Source organism: Longimicrobium sp. (assembly GCF_036399255.1).
Classification (GTDB): Bacteria; Gemmatimonadota; Gemmatimonadetes; order Longimicrobiales; family Longimicrobiaceae; genus Longimicrobium.
This window is the reverse complement of sequence record NZ_DASWNM010000151.1, coordinates 23,424-42,154: the sequence shown is the minus strand read 5'-3', so window position 1 is coordinate 42,154 and position 18,731 is coordinate 23,424. Positions and strand designations below refer to the sequence as shown.

The window sequence follows — 18,731 nt, the reverse complement described above, 5'->3', positions numbered from 1 at the left end:
ACGACGCTACTCCGGCTTCGACGCCGCGCCCGCCGCGGCGCCGGCGGCGGCGATCTCGGCCTGCTCGCGATTGGCGGGCCACTTCGATTCCTCCCTGTGCGTCAGCACCACGTTGACCGACGGGTAGTGCGCGCGCAGGAACGCCGCCAGCCGCTCCGCAAAGTAGACGGAGCGGTGCTGGCCGCCGGTGCAGCCGAAGTTGGCCGAGAGCGAGGCGAAGCCGCGGGTAAGCCACACGCCCACGTGGCTTTCCACCAGCCCGCGCACGTGACCCCAGAACTCCTCCACCTCCGGCTGCTGCTCCAGAAAGTAGACGACCGGCTCGTCGCAGCCGCAGAGCGGAGCATATTCCGCGTAGCGGCCGGGGTTGTGGATGGCGCGGCAGTCGAAGACGAAGCCGCCGCCGTGCCCGCCGCCGTCCTCGGGGTAGCCGCCCTTGAAGCTGAAGCTGCCCACGTGCACGGTAAGCCCGGGCAAGGCCTGCGGCGCCGCCTTTCGCAGCGACGTGGTCTTGCAGATGCGTTCGAACACGGCCTGCAGCTCGGGGAGCTCGATGCTGACGAAGCCGGTCTCCAGGATGCGCTCGATGTTGCGCACCGCCTGCGGCACGCTCTGCAGAAAGCGCGGCTTGCGCTCGTAGAAGCCGCGGTAGCCGTAGGCGCCCATCGCCTGCATGATGCGCACGAGCACGTAGCCCCGGAAGTGCTGGCGAAACCGGTCGCGGTCCACCGGCAGCAGCTTTTCCAGGTTGGCCAGGTAGTGGTCCAGCAGCTCTTCGCGCACGGGCTCCGTCATCCCCACCTTGGGGTCGTACAGCAGCGACGCCACGTCGTACTGCAGCGCGCCCCGCCGGCCGCCCTGGTAGTCGATGAACCACGGCTCGCCGTCGCGCAGCATCATGTTGCGGCTCTGGAAGTCGCGGTACAGGAAGTGGCGCGTGTCCGCCCCCAGAAGGAAGGTGGCAAAGCGGCGGAAGTCCTTCTCCAGCCGCGCCTCGTTGAAGGGGATGTGCGCCAGCTTGAGAAAGTGGTACTTGAAGTAGTTCAGGTCCCACAGGATGGACTGGCGGTCGAACGCGGCCCGCGGATACGCCAGCGAGTAGTCGATGACCTTGCCGCCCTCCACCTGGAATCGCGGCAGCAGCTCCAGGATGCGCCGGTAGACGGGGAGCACGGCCGCGGGAAAGTCCGCGCCGGGGTCCTCGCGGCGCGCCTGGGTGACCGCGTCGAACAGCGTGGTCTCGCCCAGGTCCTCTTCCAGGTAGATGCCGGCCTTTTCGTCCACGCCGTAGATCTGCGGGACGGGAAGGTCGATGGAGCGGAACGCCTTGGTGAACGAGAGGAAGGCGCGGTTCTCGTCCGCGTCGGGCCCCACCACGCCCACGGCCGTCTCCATCTCCTCGCCCACGAGCCTGAACATCTGGCGCGCCGAGCCGTCGCCGGCGATCTCGAGGATGCTGACGGGCGGCTTGCCGAAGTGCTGCTTGAACAGCCTGCGAAAGATCTTCTCCACTGCCGTGCCTTGCTTGCGGGCCGAAACGATTCCCCGGACGCAACATAACGTCGCAACCACGGTGCCGTCAGCACCGTGGACGTTGGACGATACGGACGCGCCACCGCCCGCAAGGCACTTTCCGCCGCTCCGTGGACGGGTGGAGACGCCGATAGAAACGAGCAAAGCCCCGCATCGTGCGGGGCTTTGAGGGATGGATACGGGTCCGCTCCGCCCTTGGACGATTACTGTCATTCTAAGGAAGGCGCTCGCCCACAACTATCCTCACGCTCCAGGGCCTGTGCGCCGACCGAAGAATCTCCGTCGGGAACGCGCGGCCCCTCGCGCCGAACCCGGCCGTAGCCGACGGGACGGTGCGCCCATCCGGCAGATTCTTCGGTCGGCGCACAGGCGCTGGTGCAACTGAAAAGGATTGCGCGCGCGCCCCCTCAGAACGACACCAGTCCGCTGGACTGCGTCTCTGTGCTCTTCCTGGATCGTCTCGCATCTCGCGCCACCGCGCGGACCGCGCGGTGCGTGAAAGCGGCCAGCGCGGCTATTCGTGGCGGATGGCGTCGATGGGGCTCAGCCGTGCCGCGCGCAGGGCGGGCCAGGTGCCGAAGGTAAGGCCGATGACGATGGCGGAGAGCGCGGCCACCGCCAGCGTGCTCAGCGAGACGCCGGCGTACATCGGCACGTCCAGCGTTGCCCGCATGACCGCAGTGACGGCGAACGCCACCAGCAGGCCGAAGACGAGCCCGATGGCGCTGCCGGAGCCGGTGATGGCGACGGACTCGGCGAGGAACTGCAGGATGATGTCGCGGCGGCGGGCGCCCACCGCCTTGCGGATGCCGATCTCGCGGGTGCGCTCGGTGACGGAGGCCAGCAGCACGTTCATGATGCCGATGCCGCCCACCAGCAGCGAAATCCCCGCGATGGCGCCCATGAACACCTTGAAGAGCAAAAAACCGCGCGCCATCTCGCGCGAGCGCGCCTGGTCCGTGGACACCTCGAACCGCGCCGGGCTGCCGTAGCGCGCCGCCAGCCACCGCTCCGCCGCCGCGCGGGCGCTGTCCACCTGCTCCACCGTGGCGGCCCGCAGCACCAGCATGCGCGCGCGGTCCGCTTCGCCCGGCGCCATCACGGCGGGCCCGGCGCCCAGCGGCACGTACGCGGCGAATCCTTCCTCCCCCGGCCGCCCCTTCAGCACGCCCACGACGGTGCGGGGAACGCCGCGAAACAGGAGGGTGCGGCCCAGGATGGCCGGCGGGTCCTGCCCGGGGGCGAACTCGCGCGCCAGGTTGTGCGATACCACCGCCACCGGCGCGTCCGCCGCCACCTCCGCGGGGGTAAAGAAGCGCCCCGCGGCCAGGTCCGCGCCGTAGAACTGCGCCGTGTTCGCCATCGCGGCGGTCACGCGGGCGGCCCGGTCGCGGCCGGCGGAGTCGCCGCGGACCCGCGTGGTGCCCGAGTAGGTGATGGAGACGCTGCCCACGCCGGGGACGCGCGCCGCCTGCGCCGCGTCCGCCGCCCCGAAGCGGGGAAAGTCTTCGCGCGGCACGCGCATCCCGTCCATCGTGTCGTAGGTGACGGGGCTCACGTAGACGTTCTGCACGCCGGTGGTGACGGCAAGCTCGCCGCGGGCGTAGCGCTCCATCCCGTCCCCCAGTGACAGCACCGCCACCAGCGCGCCCACGCCCACGATCACCCCCAGCGTGGCGAGCACCGTCCGCAGCGGGTTTACGCGCAGGGCCGACAGCCCCACGCGCACGGAGGCCAGGTCCGCGACACGCGTCCGCGGCGAGCGTTCTGGTTTTTCGGACGGCATGATGCGGATCGGGCGCGGAGGGGCGAGAAGGGTGGAGCACGATGGATGATGATGCGCACCGGCAAGTACGCGGGTGCGGCGGCGAAGTTTCGCGCGGAGCGTAGCGAGCGCATGCGCCGCGTGATGAACGCGCGATGGAACCGGGCAAACGCGCTGATTTGGTGGAACATCAACGTGGCCGTGCTCATGCTTGTTGCTTTTCCGCAACGATTGCGCATTTTGGAGCGGAATGCGGATGTCGTATCCCACCCTTGGAATGTATGGAGGACAGTCATGAAGAAGCTGAAGATGGAAGACCTGCGCGTGGAATCGTTCCTCACCGAGCTCCCGATCCAGGCGCGGGGCACGGTGCACGCGGAAGGGTCGGGGTTCTGCGAGACTGGTGGCTCGATAACGAACTGCATGGAAACCTGCGCCGCCACCCATCCCTGCGGATCGTGCTTCCCCGACAACTCTTGTGGATATACCTGCGACAACAACTACGGCTGCAGCACGCAGGATTACCGATGCACCTATGGAGGGGTTTATGCCTGCTGATCGTGAAGGATTGCGCGTTCGAGGATGGTCAGATGATCGCGGCTGGTCGGGTGAAGCGTCCGCGGGACTATCCGTCGTGCAGTGACGAGACCGGCTTCTCGTAGCCCGCGGGCGGCGCGAGGGCGGCTGCCCGGTAACGGATACGTGCGCGCGCCGGTGGTGGCAGTTCGCCGCGCCGAGATTTTAGAAGCGAGATCGAGTTCTCGCTTTTCTCCCGCGCAGCGGGGGAGAGGGGCCGCCGGGCGCCAGCTCGATCCCCATCGCCGAGCCCGCAGCCCGTCGGCAACACCAACCTCCCCCAATCTTGGGGGAGGTGCGAGCCTAAGCGAGCGGAGGGGGCGCCCCGCCGACGCAGCGTGATCCCCTTCGCCGAGCCTCCGTCCCGGCCCTACGCTCCCCTCCCTCCCGAAATCGAAATCCCACCCCGGCGGCCGCGCCAGGGTGGGATTCCGACCTTCAGCCGATCTGCGGCTCAGTACATCCGCCGATCCGCCGAGCCGACGGGATCAGCGCGACTTGGGCGCCGCGCCGGCCGGAGCCGCCGCCGGGGCCGCGCCGCCGGCCGCGGGAGCCGCCGTGGCGGGCAGTTCGCGCGGCGTGCGGCCGCCCAGGGCGCTGCGGTTCAGGTACTGCGCCTGGCTGGCCGGGTAGCTGATCGTCCGCGGATCGCCGTCCGACACGTAGCGGTGCGTGGGGTCCGCCTCCCAGCGGCGCAGCTGCGCCTCGAGCGCGCCCGGCGCCACGATGAAGCGGTCCACCGAGTGCGGGTCCCACCGCGTGTCCCACGGCGTCACGCTGGGGCCGCCCGAAACCTCCAGCACCACCTTGTTCTCGTAGCGCTTGCCGTTGCGGTACGTGCCCTCCCACGCCGCCGACTTCTGGTCGGGCCACATGCCCAGCGGCAGCGCAAAGGTCACGATGTCGTAGTCCGCCGGCAGGTACGCCTTGATGCTGTCCTCGCCGATGCCGATCCAGTCCATCGCCTGCTGGGCGCTGCTGGCGCGGTCGAGCCGGGCGTGGTACAGCGTGTGGTTGCACACCTCGTGGCCGTTCTGGACGATGAACTCCATCTTCTTGCGGATGGTGGCCTCGCGCTGCTCGCGCGGCGTGTCGCGGTCCTTGGTCTCGCCAAAGAAGTTGGACGGGTGCGCCGCCGCGGGAAGGATGCACCACACCATGCCGCCCGGCCCCCAGCTGGGGTTCTGCTCCTTGAACGACACCCACGACCCCATCATGGTGTTGGGGTCGATGCTGCCGTCCGGGCGGTAGTAGAACTGCCCGCGCGTGGCGTCGTCCATGGTGAACACCACCGGCGTGGTGCCGCGGGGGATGTCGATGTTCCCCTCCAGCACCTGGCGCATGGTCACCGGGCGGTAGCCGGCGTCGTGCAGCGCCTTGAGGTCCTTGCGGAAGTTGTCGAGCGTGCGGACGAACTCGCCCTCGGGGCTGCCGGTGCGGTGGTACTCAAGCACCATGATGCGGCCCAGCTCGTTGGGCGGCAGCTGCGTGGTGGGCCCGGCCGGCAGGTTGTTGGCCGGCTGGCCCCCCGGCGCCGCCGACTGCGCCCCGCCCGCCGAGTCGAACGGCGCCGCCGTGGCCGAGTCCGTCGCCCCGCCGCCCTTTTCGCCGGCGGCTTCGTCGCCGCCGCCGCACGCCGCCAGCAGCGCCAGCAGGGCCGCCGCCGCGGTGCCGCGAATCCGTTCCATCTCCATGCGCATTCTCGCCAGTCCGTCTTCGTTTGATTCCGTCAGAAAGCCCGCCGGGCGGCGGGGATCACCGCCGCCCGGCAGGCGCAAGGTTCGTGCTTGAAGGGGCGCGCTACTGCTGCTCGTCTTCCGGCAGGCGGGGAAGCAGGTCCTCGGCCAGGCGCGCCATCACCCGCTGGTACACCATGCGCGCGCGCAGCTCCGGCAGCTCCAGCCGCTCCACGTACAGCGCCACCGCGCGCGTGGGGTCGGCGTGGTCGCCCATCACCTCCACGAAGCGGCTGGCGTGCTGCATGTGCGCGTCCACCAGCGTCTCCTCGGCCCGCGCGGCCGACAGCTCCAGCCACAGCTCCTCCTCGTCGCTGCGCTTCTGCTGGCGGCGAATGTAGCGCACCATCCCCAGCGGCGTGGCGTAGCGCCAGTTCCATCCCCAGCCGCGGTGCCCCTCGCGCGCCAGGTCCTCGCGCACCTCGCCCTCGTTCATCAGCGCCACCGCCCGCGTGCCGATGGCCTCCTTTTCTTCGCCGTCCAGCGCCACCGACTCCAGGTAGCGCTCAATGGCCTCGTCGAAGGGCATCCGCGGGGCCAGGATGCTCACCAGGTCCAGCGCCAGGTTGGCGTGCACGTCGATCAGCGCTTCGCGGGCCAGGGCCTCGGCGCGCTCCAGCTTGCGTTCCAGCTCCGGCGGCATGCGCGAGAGCCACTGCGTAACGGGGGATGCCATGGGTACGGTCCGGACGGGGGAGGGAAGGGCCGCCGGGGCCTAGAAGCCCCGGCTGTTCCAGTAGATCGCGACCAGCACGATCCCGAATACAATGCGGTACCAGGCGAACGGGCGAAAGGTGTTCTTCGACACGTACGCGATCAGCGTGCGGATCACCACCAGCGCCGAGACGAACGCCACCACGAAGCCGATGGCGAACACCGGGATGTCGGCGGGCGTGGCCACCTCGGCGATGTCGCCCATCTTGACCACCGACGCGCCCAGCATGGCCGGGATGGCCAGGAAGAACGAGAACTCCGTGGCCGCCGTGCGCGAAAGCCCCAGCGTGAGCCCGCCCATGATCGTCGCCCCCGAGCGCGACATCCCCGGCCAGATGATGGCCAGCACCTGGAACAATCCCACGCCGATGGCCTTGGAAAGCGGAATGCGGTCCACCGACTCCACCGTGGGCGTGCGGAAGTACTTTTCGATCAGCAGGATGGCGATGCCGCCCACCACCAGCGCCAGCGCCACGGGAAAGGGCTTGAACAGCCGCGCCTCGATCCACTCTTCCGTGGGCAGCCCCACCAGCACCGCGGGGATCGTGGCGACGATCAGGTTGATGATGAGCCCCTTGCTTTCCGGCTGCCGCCAGGTGCGCAGGACGTTCCAGATCTTGGCCCGGTACATCCACACCACGGCCAGGATGGCGCCCAGCTGGATGAAGATGATGAAGGCGTTTTCCTTTTTGCCCGTAAAGTTCAGCCAGTCCTGCGCAAGGATCAGGTGCCCGGTGGACGAGACGGGGATGAACTCCGTGATCCCCTCCACCAGCCCCAGCACCGCCGCCTTGATCCAGAGAATCGGATCCATCCACGCCTCGTTTTGCTGCGTCCCCGCCCGCTGGACTGGTTGTATTGTGATCTCTGGCTACGACGACTGCGACGGCGGGTTTGGGCGTGTCCCTCCGCTGCGCTCCGGGCCGGGCTGCGCGCGCCGTAGGCAACGATACAACTGTTGCCAACGGCGCCGAGCCCCCGGCGCGCACCCGCCTCCGCGCGTTTCCGCCTCGCTCGTGCACGCGCGCCGTGTTCTCGGCCCTGCGGGCGCGCATCCCTCACGCGGGCTCGTCGGGATCGGCGCGCTTCGAACGGCGCCGAACTGCGCCGGACGGGGTGCCCCTCCCCCGACCCCTCCCCGTTCGTTCCTCACGGAGAGGGGAGAATTCGATCGCGCTTCGGCTGGCCACAATGTGACCGCTTTTCCCCAACCCGCAACGTGGCAGGCACCCGCCCTCACCCCGCGTCCGCCAGTCCGCGAAGGCGGCCTTCGTGTGGTCGTTGCAGCGAATTCATTCGCCCTTGCCGCCCCGCCGCCCCAACCCGCCCAATCCAACCTCCCCCAGCAGTTTTGGGGGAGGTGGGCGAGTAATGCGAGCCCGGAGGGGGGCGCCCGCCCCTCGCTCCCCACTCGCCGAAGCACACCGCCGCCCGTGCCGTGTATCCCCCTTCCCGCGCGGTTTGCGGGAGGGGGGCGCGCACTCAGGCGCCGCCGGGGGAGGGCTCGCCGACGGCGGGCCCGCCCCGCAGCCGCGCGCTCAGCATCCCCACGCCCACGGTGATGGCGGAGCCCAGCAGCGCGAACCACAGCGTGTCGACCACCCTGGGGATCGCGCTGAACTGCTGCAGGGCCCACAGCGAGGCCATCGCGGCGATGGCAATGCCCATGCCCGTCAGCGCGTCGCGCCCGTCCGCGCGCCTGGAGACCAGCCCCAGCAGAAAGCCGCCCAGCAGCCCGCCGTAGGTGAACGACGCAATCTGCAGCGCGATCACCACCAGCGGCGTTCCCGCCGCCAGCAGCTGGAACGTCAGCGACACGGCGATCATCACCACGCCCCAGCCGAGCGTGAACCGCTTGCCCACCTTCAGCAGGTGGGCATCGTCCCGGCGGCCGGTGCGCGGCACGTACAGGTCGTGCACCGAAACGGCGGCCAGCGCGTTGAGCGACGACGACATCGCCGCCGCCAGGATCGCCGCCACCACCAGCCCCGCCACTCCCGGCGGCAGGTGCTCCACCGCGAAGGTGGGGAACACCGCGTCCGGCTGGGCGAACGCGCGGCCGCCGTAGAACACCCACAGCCCCGCGCCGATCACCAGGAACAGCGCGAACTGCAGAAAGACCAGGATCCCCGACCCGATCAGCGCCCGCCGCGCGTCGCGCAGCGAGGGCGAGGCCAGCAGCCGCTGCACGATCAGGTGATCGGCCCCGTGCGAGGCCATCGTCAGGAACGCGCCGCCCACCAGCCCCGTCAGCAGCCAGTTGCCCTTGGCGAAGCCGCCGTCCAGGTGAACGATCCGCAGCTTGTCCGCGTCCCCCGCCGCCGCCGTGATCCCCTCCCATCCTCCCGGCACCAGGCCGACCAGCACCCACAGCACCGCGATCCCGCCCACGATGTAGATGAACATCTGCGCCACGTCCACCCAGACCACGGCGCGCAGGCCGCCGTAGTAGCTGTACAGCAGCGTGAACAGGCCGATGGCCACGATGGACTGCCAGACCGGGATGCGCGCGATGACCGCCAGCGGAATGGCGGTGGCGAAGATGCGCACGGCGTCCGCCAGAACGCGCGTCACCAGGAACACCAGCGACGCCAGCCGCCGCGTGCCGTTGCCGAAGCGGCGCTCCAGCAGCACGTACGCCGTGGCGATCTCGCCGCGAAAGTAGCGGGGGAGCAGGAAGACGGAGATGGCGATGCGGCCGACGAGGTAGCCGGCCGCCAGCTGCAGCATCCACAGGTCGCCCGTGTAGGCGGTGGCGGGAACGCTGATGACGGTTAGCGCGCTGGTTTCCGTCGCCACCACGCTGAAGCAGGCGGCCCACCAGGGGATGGCGTGGTCCGCGAGAAAGTAGTCGCCGGCGTCCTTCTGCTTTCCGCCCAGCACCCCGCCCAGGACGGCGACGAACGCCACGTACGCCAGGATGACGGCCAGGTCCAGCGGCGAAAGGGTCACGGGCGGGGCTCCGCCGCCCCGGGGAGGACGGAATCGGGCATGCCTTCGGCGGCGCGCTCGCGGCGCCGCCCGTCCACGTAGACGGAATCCAGCTGCCGCCCCCTGCGAAGGACCCACTGGCGCATGTGCGGGTTCTGCTCCGCCTGGCGGTTGAACGCAAAGCTGGCCGAATCCAGCCCCTCGCCGGCCCAGACGCTGCCCAGCATTCCTTCGTACACGCCGCGCGCGTCGAGGTCGTAGGCGCGCACGCGCCACGCGTACCCCTTGGTGCCCCTGAAGAACTGCACGGCCCACACCTCGGGCGTCCCGTCGCCGTTGGCGTCTTCCACGCCCGACATGCGCCCGATGGCGGCCGAGTCCAGCCTGGGGTAGCCCGTGGTGTCGTGCCAGCGCTCCAGCCACGGAAGACGGCTGGTGTACAGCCCCGGCCTGCGAACCGCGTCCGCCCCCGGCGTGGATTCCACGACCACGATCTCGTATCCCCCCGGTTCCACGTGTTTCCCCGGCTCCGCCTGGTCCGGCACCCACCCGGGGATCGGGATGGCCGCTGCGACGAACCCCGCGTCGCCGTGCGGGGTGCGGAAGGGGATCGCCATCCCCACGTCCTGCCCCAGCGCTCGCCGGGCGATGGCCATGGCGGAGGTGTCGGCGGATGCCGCCGTGCCGCCCGCGGGCGCGGCGGCGTCCGCCTGGCTGCCCCCGCACGCGGCGGAGAGAATGGATGCGCAGAGCACGGCGGCCAGTGCGGCGCGCCGCGCGCGGGTACGGGTGGGTTCGCCGATGTGCATGGAGGGTGCGGTCGCGCGCCCGGTGCGGTGGGTCAGCGGCATTCGCCGGAGGCCCTCCGCGGCCGCCCCGGCGCGGAGACGAACGCGGCGTACGCCGGGACGAGGACGAGGTCCAGCGGCGAAAGGATCAACGCGCGCCCCCCGCCGGCATCGCCGCCAGCGCCGCCTCGAGCTCGTCCACCCTGGCCGCCAGCCACTGCCGCATGGCCGGGTTCTGCGCCACGTTGCCCGAGAACGAGTGGGCCGACGCATCCACGCCACCCGCCTGCTTCGCCGTCGCGATCAGCTGGTAGAGGGTGCGGTCGTCGCGTTCGTAGGCGCGCACGTCCCAGGTGTGGCCGCCGCCCCGCGCGGCGCGGTACTGCGCGGCCCACACCTCCGCGTCGCCGTCGCCGTCCGCGTCGGCCACGCCCATCATCCGCGCGATTTGCGCACTGTCGGCGGGGACGGCGGTGGCGGTGTCGTCCAGGCGGGGAAGGAAGGGCTCGCGGGTGGCGTACAGGCCGGGCTTGTGCACCGCGTACGAATCGCCGATGGCCTCCACGATCACCAGCTCGTGCCCGCCGGGGCCCACGCTGTTGCCGGAGCGCGACACGTCCGGCACCCACTCCATCACCGGCAGCGCCGCGGCCACGAACTGCGCCGTGCGGTGCTGCAGGCGAAACGGGACGGCCATCCGCACGTCCGGCCCCAGCGCCCGCCGCGCCACCGCCATCGCCGACGTGTCCAGGGGCACGGTGTCCGCCGCCGCGGCGCTCTTCATCTCCTCCGCGCCGCCGCCGCACGCGGCGAAAGCGAGGCACAGCGCCGCCAGGGCAGCGGTGCGCGTCCAGGTCCGGATCGGTTGGATGATGTGCATGGATGGATGCCGGCGAGGTGCGCGAGTGGGTCCAGCGCGACGATGGATGGTGCAGCGGGACAGTATAGTGCGCCCGGCGCGCCCCGCGAAACGCCGATGGGCCGGGCGGCTGCTACGATGCAGCCGTGGATGATTCCGGATCGGCGGCGTCCGGCGCGGAAGCGGTGGCCGGCGGAGCGAGCGGATCGAGCGCGGTCTGCAGCCACTGCAGCAGAAACGCGGCTTCGTCGTGGCTGGTGATGCCGGTCGTGCTCCGGATTGCCGCCGTGACCACCAGCAACACCCCGAAGCCGGCCGCCACCCACGCGACACCCCCGTTCCCCGTCCACGCCAGGACGCCCGCGATGCCGAACACCACCAGCGCGGTGGGTCCGGCATTGTGGTCCTGCACCGCCGAGGCCTGTACGTCGCTGCCGCCGCCCTCGGCCGCGACGACCATGCCGACCAGCTCCGTCTGGTCGCCCTCCCAGATGCGATCGAGCCAGATGCTGAACCGCTCCCCGCGCACCTTCCCCACCAAGCCGCGTACGCCCTTGCGGACCTGCGCCGGGATGTCGCTTCGGCGCGCGTCGGCGATGGAGCCCTGAATGGCCGCGAGCACTTCGTCCGGCGGCGCGGGGACGTGCCGCGCGACGCGGTACCGCGGATCGCTCATCCGCCGCCCAGGCGACGGAGCTCCGCCGCCACCCGCGCGATCACCGGCTCCCACTCGCCCGCCGTCTGCTGCCGGAACAGGCGCATGGTGGGGTACCAGGGCGAATCGTCGCGGCCTTCCATCCACCGCCAGTCCGCCTCCTTCTGCAGCAGCGTCCAGACGGGAACGCCCAGCGCGCCGGCAAGGTGCGCCGGCATGCTGTCGATGGAGACCACCAGGTCCAGCGCCCGCATCACCCCCGCCGCCTCCGTGGGATCGTCCGAGCCGGAGAGGATGCCGAAGCCCTCTTCCCGCTCCGCCAGCCCGGAGCCGCGCTGCAGCACGTGCAGCTCGATCCCCGGCACCTGCGCCAGCGGCGCCAGCAGGGGGTAGGGGATGTTGCGCCGCCCGTCCCAATCCCCCGCCTTCCATGCGATGCCGACCGCGAGCCGGCCGCTGGTCTGGATGCGCGCGGGCTCGGCGTGCAGGTAGGGGACGATGGCGGGGAGCGTGTCGGGCGTGCTGCGGAAGACGTGCGAAAGCTCCATCACCTCCACGTCCACGTCGTACTCCACGCCGACGTCGCCGTCGTGCAGCGGCAGCAGCCGGTCGATGCCGCCCACCGTCCGGAGGAGCGGGATGAGCGCCGGCTGCGCCCAGACCGTCACCTCCGCCGCGACCTGCTTGACCCGCGGCGCGAAGCGGATGAACTGGATGGTGTCGCCCAGGCCGTGGTAGCAGCGGATGAGGACCCGCTTGCCGTCCAGCGGCGTGCCATCCCACACCCACTGCTCGTGCCGCGGCCGATCCCAGCACGCCACGCCCGCGTGCGACGCGAGCACGCGGTCGCTCACGCGCCACGCCGCGTCCCACTCGCCCGCGCGCATGTGCCGCATCCACGCGGCGCCGAGGTCTTCGCCCGCCGCTACGTCCGCCGCCTGATTCAACGCACCTCCCGCCGCCGCACCCCGCATCGCATCTCCATCGTGATCGGACACGCCCGCCCGCCACGCCACGGGTTAAAGCCCGCCGCTAGAACGGCCATAAGCCCCGTCTTTGCTCGTTCCTCGCAAAACGGGGCTTCACCTGCTCGCGTGAGCCGCGCCCTGCGTAACCCTCGTTTGCGCGGAGCGCCCATGGGGGTGAAGCCCCGCCGGGCGAGCTCCGCGAGCCCAGGGCGGGGCTTATGGCTTTTCCAGCCGCGGGCTTCAGCCCGTGGCGCTTTGGCCCCGCGGACCTCACCCCGTGGCGGCGGTCCCCGCGGCGAGTTGCGTCGGCACGAACGGCGCCTCGTGCATCACCGCCGGCTTGCGCTTGCGGACGATCAGCAGCCACTCGCGCAGGGAGACCAGGATCACCATCGCCGCGACGGCCATGAAGACCAGGGCGACCACCGCGTCCAGCCGCGCGTTGAAGATCATCCGCTGCGCCGTCTCCACTGTCTTGGCGGCGGCGGGAAGGCGGCCGGCGTCCAGCCCCGCCTGGATGGAGCTCGCCTGCGAGAGGAAGCCCAGCTTGGGATCGGGCGAGAACACCTTCTGCCAGCCCGCGGTAAAGGTCACCACCGCCAGCCACGCCAGCGGCACCAGCGTGACCCAGGCAAAGCGCGCCTTGCCCATCTTGATGAGCACCGTGGTCCCCACGCACAGCGCCACCGCCGCCAGCAGCTGGTTGCTGATGCCGAACAGCGGCCACAGCGCATTGATCCCCCCCAGCGGATCGGTGACCCCCTGGTACAGGAAGTACGCCCACCCCGCCACCACCAGCGCGCTCGACACCACGATGGACGGATACCACGAGGTGCGCCCCATCGGCGGGTAGACGTGCCCCAGGATCTCCTGCAGCATGAAGCGCCCCACCCGCGTCCCGGTGTCGATGGTCGTCAGGATGAACAGCGCCTCGAACATGATGGCGAAGTGGTACCACAGCGCCGCCATCCCGGGCCCGCCGGCCACCCCGCTGAAGATCTGCGCCATCCCCACCGCCAGCGACGGCGCGCCGCCCGTGCGCGCCAGCAGCGACCCCTCGCCCACCTGCGCGGCCAGCGTCGTCATCTGCTCCGGCGTCACCACGAAGCCCCACGCCGCGATGGTGCGCGTAGCCTCTTCCAGCGTGGCGCCCACCACGCCGGCCGGCGCGTTGATGGCAAAGTAGACGCCGGGGTCCAGGATTCCCGCGGCCACCATCGCCATCACCCCCACGAACGACTCCATCAGCATGGCGCCGTAGCCCACCAGCCGCGCGTCACCCTCCCGCGTCAGCATCTTGGGCGTGGTCCCGCTGGCCACCAGCGCGTGAAAGCCGCTGATGGCCCCGCACGCCACGGTGATGAAGGCGAACGGAAACAGCTTGCCGCTGAAGACGGGGCCGGTGCCGTCCACGAACTGCGTCATCGCCGGCATTTTGACCTCCGGCAGCGTCAGCAAAATGCCGGCGGCCAGCCCCAGGATGGTCCCGATCTTCAGGAACGTCGACAGGTAGTCGCGCGGGCACAGCAGCACCCACACGGGGAGCACGCTGGCGACGAAGCCGTACCCCGCCATCAGCCACACCAGCGTCGTCTTCTCCACCGTGAAGAGGGCGGCCAGCGTCGGGTTCTCCGCCACCCATCCGCCGGCCACCACGGCCGCCAGCGTAAGCACCACGCCGATCAGCGACACCTCCAGCACGCGGCCGGGGCGAAAGCGGTGCAGCCACCACCCCATCAGCAGGGCGATGGGGACGGTGCAGGCGATGGTGAACAGCCCCCAGGGCGAGTGGGCCAGCGCGTTCACCACGATCAGCGCCAGCACGGCGAGGAGGATGCACATGATGGAGAGCACCGCCACCATGGCGATGAACCCCGCCGTGGGGTTGATCTCCTCGCGCGCCATCTGCCCCAGCGACTTGCCGTCCCGCCGCATGGACGCGAAGAGGATGACGAAGTCCTGCACCGCCCCCGCCAGCACCACGCCGATGATGAGCCACAGCGTCCCCGGCAGGTAGCCGAACTGCGCCGCCAGCACCGGCCCCACCAGCGGCCCCGCGCCGGCGATGGCCGCGAAGTGGTGGCCAAAGAGCACCCAGCGGTGCGTGGGGACGAAGTCCACATGGTTGTCCAGCCGCTCCGACGGCGTGGCGCGGCCGTCGTCCAGCTCGAAGACGCGGCGGGCCAGGAACTTTGCGTAGAAGCGGTAGGCCACCACGTAGGTGCACACCGCGGCGATCACCAGCCAGGCGGCGTTGATGGTTTCGCCGCGGTGCAGGGCGATGAGCCCCAGCGCCACGGTGCCCAGCACGGCGACGGCGGCCCAGAACAGCTTGGGAAGGTGCGTGCGCATCGGGAGAACGCGGGGAGTGGATCGGTAGGATCGTTGGAAGACCGGGCAACAGTATACGGCGCTATCCCCCGCGGCGGGAGGGATGACCAAGCGGGACGTACCGTTCCGGCGCCGACGGCTTCCGGGTCGGGCGGTGGCGCGGTGATCGCGCGGAAACACGTGGGGCAGAGGTATCTGGTTGGGTCGCCTGTGTTTGTAAGAAGATAGGCCGGAGATAGTACGCGCGCGGCCCACTCTCTGCGACTGCATGTGCTTTGGGGAGCGCTCCCTATCGGACTATGCTGATGGTCGGCGCTTGGCCTCCTCCCCCTTTCATCCGTAGTGTTCTGGAGGTATCGATGCCACTGTCCCGCATCCCGTCCCGATGTCACCGTGCCGTCCCCATCCACCTTGCCGCCTTTGCCGAAGTTGCCCTTGCCTCCGCCTGCCGTCCCGATGCTGCACCGGAGGGTTAGGCAGCGGGCGCGGAGTTTCCCGCGCCGGAGCAGTGCAGTGGGCCCGCTTGACACTGACCGAGCTGTTCCGCACCGGCGAGTCGGTTCCGCTGACGCTGGTGCAGCGGAATGGTGGTGGACGACCAGGGTTGCGCCTGGTTTCGCGGTCGGCCGCGCTGGAGGGCAGCCGTCGGAGTGGCTGGTGTACCACCCAGGCAGCCGCTTCTCCGCCTCCGCCGTCCCCCCACTGGCAGCAACGTGATGCGTACCGGCCGCCGCCTGTACGCGGTGCAGACCGACGCGTTGGACGTGCCGCGGCTGGTGGCATACGGGGTGGAAGGCGTGCGCTGACGCTTCCGGACCCGGGCGGCGGGATCACATGCTGATCTGCAGGACACGCTGTTTCCGCCAGGGGTTGACATGCATATGTTTGCTATAGATCTTCGTAAGCGATTGAAGGGGATGGTGTTCGAAGCTTTGGGCCGCACCGGTCAAGTACTCGTTGCAGCACCGAACTGCGCACCCGTGCACCTGCGCCCCAAGTGTGGAGCGCCTGTTTTCGGACTATCCATATTCGTTTCCCGGGCCCATCAGACAAGCCGGGACCGTCGCGGAAGCTCCGCGACGGCCCCCCTCGTCCCGCGACCGGCCGGATCCTGCGTCCGTCCGCCGTATCCCCCTTGCAGTCCAGGTACGGATGTCCATCGCAGAGTCTCTGGAAGAGATCCGCCTTGCCCCTGCTGGCAGCCTGCTGCTCCCTGACATGGCCGGCTTTGCCCGCGTGGCGGCCGAGAGCGGGCACTCCGTGCTCATCACCGGCGAAACCGGGTGCGGCAAGACGCACCTGGCCCGGCTGATTCACGAGTCCGGACCGCGGTCAAAGCAGCCCTTCGTGCGGGTGAACTGCGCGGCCATCCCCGATGCGCTGTTCGAGCGTGAGATGTTCGGCCACGTGAAGGGCGCCTACACCGACGCGCGCGACGCGGCTGCGGGGTTCCTGGAGGCGGCCAACAGGGGAACGCTGTTCCTGGACGAGGTGGCGGAACTGGCGCCGCAGAACCAGCCCAAGTTGCTGGCTGTGCTAGAGGACGGGTGCTTTCGCAAGCTGGGCTCGCCGGTGGAGACCCGCGCGGACGTGCAGGTGATCACCGCCGCCAACCGCGACCTTCCAGAGATGGTGGGGCTCAAGCAGTTCCGGCAGGACCTGTTCTACCGCATCTCTGTACTGCGCTACACCGTGGTGCCGTTGCGCGAGCGCCGCGGCGAGATCCCTGCGCTCGTCGAGCAACTGCTGGAAAAGAACCGCCGCCCCGGCACCTCCCGCCCACACGTCTCGCGCGAAGCGCTGGCGGTGCTGCGGCGGCACACGTGGCCGGGCAACATCCGCGAGTTGGAGAACGTGCTGCGCGCCGCCGCCGCGTTCGCCGTCGGTGGCGAGATCGGGCCGGAGCACCTGCCGGCGGAGGTGGTGTCGCCCTCAGACGCGTTCGCGTTGTCGTCCACGTTCGCGCGCCCGGCGGAGCGGTATTCCGCGCCCACCGAGCCGGACCGCGAGCTGGAGATGATTCGCCAGGCGCTGAACGGCGCCGGCGGAAACAAGACGGTGGCGGCGCGCGCCCTAGGAATGTCGCGCTCCACCCTGTGGGCCAAGCTGCAGCGCTACGGCTGATCTTTCCGGACGTCCGCCGGGGAGGGCAACTGTTCCCGCCGGCGTGGCGTCTACTATAATGAACGGAATCCGGGCTTGTACGCACGGTGGCGGATTTTTGCCGTCCAATTGTGCTTACTCGCTGTTGTAGATAGGTTTACGGTCCTGGCCTGTCGACGTCCCGGCCGAGCGTTCTTCGCTTTTTCCCGCGTGTGCCGATGCCTACCCGACGCACTCTCACCACCAGCGCCCTTGCCGCCGTCGTGGCCGTCGCCACCGGCGCCGCCGTGTACGGCCGCATCCAGAGCGCCGACGCCGCCTCCGGTGAAGACACCGGCAAGGGCGCCGCGGCGCCGCTGGTGCAGACCTCCGCGGCCACCGGCTTCGCCACCGACGTGGCCATCCCGGTGCAGGGGGTGGCCGCCACGCGGGGCGAGCTGGTGATGTCGGTGAGCGCCGCCGGCCAAGCCGAGGCGTGGCAGAAGACGGTGCTGGTGGCGCAGGTCAACGGCCGCGTCGTCAGCCTGCCGGTGCGCGAGGGCGACGGGGTGCGCAACGGGCAGACGGTGGCGGGGCTGGACGGCGCCGAGTACTCGCTGGCGGTGGAAGAGGCGCAGGCGGCGCTGGCCGACGCGCAGAACAAGCTGCGCGAGGCCACCCTGTTCGACGACCGCATCGAGGACGCGGCGGTGCGCCGGGAGCGCGCGGCCGCCGCCAGCATCCGCAGCGGCGTCGAGGCCGCCGACGTGCGCCTGCGCCGGGCCCGGCTGGACCTCTCGCGCACGCGCATGGGCTCGCCCATCACCGGGCGCGTGGCCTCGCTCAAGGCGGTCCCCGGGCAGTGGGTGCGCACCGGCGACGAGCTGATGACCATCGTGGACCTGGACCCGATCCGCGTGGAGGTGCAGGTGCTGGAGAGCGAGATCGCCCACCTTGCGCCCGGCCGCACGGCCAACGTGAGCTTCGCGGCGTTCCCCGGCGAGCCGTTCACGGGCCGCATCCAGACCATCAACCCCATCGTGGAAAGCGGCACGCGCACCGCGCGCGTCACCGTGCTGGTCGACAACCCCGGCGGCCGCATCCTTCCCGGCATGTACGCCCGCGTCAGCCTGGAGGCGCGCCGCTACGCCGACCGCGTGCTGGTGCCCCGCAGCGCCATCCTGGAGCGCGACCGCCGCGCCATGCTCTTCGTGTACGAGCCCGGCAGCGCCGACGGCCTGGCCAAGTGGCGCTACGTGACCACCGGCCTGCAGAACGGCAGCATGGTCGAGATCGTGTCGCAGGGCGTGGAGACCGACAGCGTGAAGCCCGGCGAGGTGGTGCTCACCGAGGGGCACTACACGCTGATCCACGACGCGCGCGTGCGGCTGGTGGACGACGCGAAGAAGGAAGGCGGGCGGCCGCAGTAGGTGAAGGGGTGAAGGGGTGAACGGGTGAACGGGTGAACGGGTGAACGGGTGAAGGGGTGAAGGGGTGAAGGGGTGAAGGGGTGAAGGGGTGAAGGGGTGAAGGGGTGAAGGGGTGAAGGGGGCGCCGCCGGCGGGTTTCGTCCCGGGCGGGTGAACCCGCGGCTGGAAAAGCGGGAAGCCCCGCAAACCGCGCGGGGCTGCGCGACCGGCACCGCGGAGGGTCACGGACGGTGTGGCGACCACGCCGGGATTGTCCCCGCAGGATGGGGAGACACCCGGATCGTCATTCCGAGGGAGCGCCGCGCCGCAACCCGCCTCTCGCGACGAACCGGCGAGCGGACGAGGAATCTGCTTTCGGAATTC

At 70.4% G+C, this 18,731-nt stretch carries 14 protein-coding genes; 3 read left to right on the top strand and 11 right to left on the bottom strand.

The annotated features are described in order from the left end of the window. Positions 1-6: 6 nt before the first annotated feature. Entirely contained in the window at positions 7-1,512 is a 1,506-nt protein-coding gene (locus VGC13_RS28825; RefSeq protein WP_331128792.1) for a RapZ C-terminal domain-containing protein, read from the bottom strand. Between the two features lie 535 nt (positions 1,513-2,047). Continuing rightward, the gene (locus VGC13_RS28820) at positions 2,048-3,319 is read right to left on the bottom strand and encodes an ABC transporter permease (RefSeq protein WP_331128791.1); all 1,272 of its coding nucleotides are present in this window, start codon (positions 3,317-3,319) and stop codon (positions 2,048-2,050) included. Positions 3,320-3,364: 45 nt separating this feature from the next. Here VGC13_RS28820 and VGC13_RS28815 point away from each other — a divergent pair, with 45 nt between their 5' ends. Next, positions 3,365-3,856 carry a pinensin family lanthipeptide gene (locus VGC13_RS28815; RefSeq protein ID WP_331128790.1) on the top strand — a complete coding sequence of 164 codons (492 nt, stop codon included), beginning with the start codon at positions 3,365-3,367 and terminating at the stop codon, positions 3,854-3,856. A gap of 506 nt (positions 3,857-4,362) precedes the next feature. Here VGC13_RS28815 and VGC13_RS28810 read toward each other — a convergent pair. The 9 genes from VGC13_RS28810 to VGC13_RS28770 form a co-directional block, all read right to left on the bottom strand. Continuing rightward, positions 4,363-5,568 carry a hypothetical protein gene (locus VGC13_RS28810; protein WP_331128789.1) on the bottom strand — a complete coding sequence of 402 codons (1,206 nt, stop codon included), beginning with the start codon at positions 5,566-5,568 and terminating at the stop codon, positions 4,363-4,365. Between the two features lie 106 nt (positions 5,569-5,674). Further along, positions 5,675-6,286 (bottom strand): hypothetical protein, encoded by a 612-nt coding sequence (locus VGC13_RS28805; protein ID WP_331128788.1) that lies wholly within the window; start codon positions 6,284-6,286, stop codon positions 5,675-5,677. Positions 6,287-6,325: 39 nt separating this feature from the next. After that, the gene (locus tag VGC13_RS28800) at positions 6,326-7,138 is read right to left on the bottom strand and encodes an undecaprenyl-diphosphate phosphatase (RefSeq protein WP_331128787.1); all 813 of its coding nucleotides are present in this window, start codon (positions 7,136-7,138) and stop codon (positions 6,326-6,328) included. 668 nt (positions 7,139-7,806) lie between these two features. Beyond that, positions 7,807-9,276 carry a sodium:solute symporter gene (locus VGC13_RS28795; RefSeq protein ID WP_331128786.1) on the bottom strand — a complete coding sequence of 490 codons (1,470 nt, stop codon included), beginning with the start codon at positions 9,274-9,276 and terminating at the stop codon, positions 7,807-7,809. Continuing rightward, a complete protein-coding gene (locus VGC13_RS28790) occupies positions 9,273-10,106 on the bottom strand; it encodes a hypothetical protein (RefSeq protein ID WP_331128785.1) in 834 nt (277 codons plus the stop codon). Before VGC13_RS28790 ends, VGC13_RS28795 begins: the two co-directional genes overlap by 4 nt. Before the next feature lie 85 nt (positions 10,107-10,191). Continuing rightward, the gene (locus VGC13_RS28785; RefSeq protein ID WP_331128784.1) at positions 10,192-10,923 is read right to left on the bottom strand and encodes a hypothetical protein; all 732 of its coding nucleotides are present in this window, start codon (positions 10,921-10,923) and stop codon (positions 10,192-10,194) included. 112 nt (positions 10,924-11,035) lie between these two features. Next, positions 11,036-11,578, bottom strand: a complete 543-nt coding sequence (locus VGC13_RS28780; RefSeq protein WP_331128783.1) for a hypothetical protein — start codon at positions 11,576-11,578, stop codon at positions 11,036-11,038. Beyond that, the gene (locus VGC13_RS28775) at positions 11,575-12,504 is read right to left on the bottom strand and encodes a hypothetical protein (protein WP_331128782.1); all 930 of its coding nucleotides are present in this window, start codon (positions 12,502-12,504) and stop codon (positions 11,575-11,577) included. The genes VGC13_RS28780 and VGC13_RS28775 overlap by 4 nt, the downstream gene beginning before the upstream one ends. Before the next feature lie 291 nt (positions 12,505-12,795). Next, entirely contained in the window at positions 12,796-14,877 is a 2,082-nt protein-coding gene (locus VGC13_RS28770; RefSeq protein ID WP_331128781.1) for a carbon starvation CstA family protein, read from the bottom strand. 1,131 nt (positions 14,878-16,008) lie between these two features. Between VGC13_RS28770 and VGC13_RS28765 the strand changes: the two genes are divergently transcribed. Continuing rightward, positions 16,009-16,980, top strand: a complete 972-nt coding sequence (locus VGC13_RS28765) for a sigma 54-interacting transcriptional regulator (RefSeq protein WP_331128780.1) — start codon at positions 16,009-16,011, stop codon at positions 16,978-16,980. A gap of 197 nt (positions 16,981-17,177) precedes the next feature. Beyond that, positions 17,178-18,368: an efflux RND transporter periplasmic adaptor subunit gene (locus VGC13_RS28760; protein WP_331128779.1), complete on the top strand. Its 1,191-nt coding sequence runs from the start codon at positions 17,178-17,180 to the stop codon at positions 18,366-18,368. Positions 18,369-18,731: the final 363 nt, after the last annotated feature.

What these genes read in the sequence shown, in the direction of transcription:
- VGC13_RS28815 (WP_331128790.1), top strand. Translation starts at nt 3,365, where the DNA reads ATGATGATGCGCACCGGCAAGTACGCGGGTGCGGCGGCGAAGTTTCGC.
- VGC13_RS28765 (WP_331128780.1), top strand. Translation starts at nt 16,009, where the DNA reads ATGTCCATCGCAGAGTCTCTGGAAGAGATCCGCCTTGCCCCTGCTGGC.
- VGC13_RS28790 (WP_331128785.1), bottom strand. Translation starts at nt 10,106, where the DNA reads ATGCCGCTGACCCACCGCACCGGGCGCGCGACCGCACCCTCCATGCAC.
- VGC13_RS28780 (WP_331128783.1), bottom strand. Translation starts at nt 11,578, where the DNA reads ATGAGCGATCCGCGGTACCGCGTCGCGCGGCACGTCCCCGCGCCGCCG.
- VGC13_RS28810 (WP_331128789.1), bottom strand. Translation starts at nt 5,568, where the DNA reads ATGGAGATGGAACGGATTCGCGGCACCGCGGCGGCGGCCCTGCTGGCG.
- VGC13_RS28820 (WP_331128791.1), bottom strand. Translation starts at nt 3,319, where the DNA reads ATGCCGTCCGAAAAACCAGAACGCTCGCCGCGGACGCGTGTCGCGGAC.
- VGC13_RS28805 (WP_331128788.1), bottom strand. Translation starts at nt 6,286, where the DNA reads ATGGCATCCCCCGTTACGCAGTGGCTCTCGCGCATGCCGCCGGAGCTG.
- VGC13_RS28770 (WP_331128781.1), bottom strand. Translation starts at nt 14,877, where the DNA reads ATGCGCACGCACCTTCCCAAGCTGTTCTGGGCCGCCGTCGCCGTGCTG.
- VGC13_RS28800 (WP_331128787.1), bottom strand. Translation starts at nt 7,138, where the DNA reads ATGGATCCGATTCTCTGGATCAAGGCGGCGGTGCTGGGGCTGGTGGAG.
- VGC13_RS28785 (WP_331128784.1), bottom strand. Translation starts at nt 10,923, where the DNA reads ATGCACATCATCCAACCGATCCGGACCTGGACGCGCACCGCTGCCCTG.
- VGC13_RS28760 (WP_331128779.1), top strand. Translation starts at nt 17,178, where the DNA reads ATGCCTACCCGACGCACTCTCACCACCAGCGCCCTTGCCGCCGTCGTG.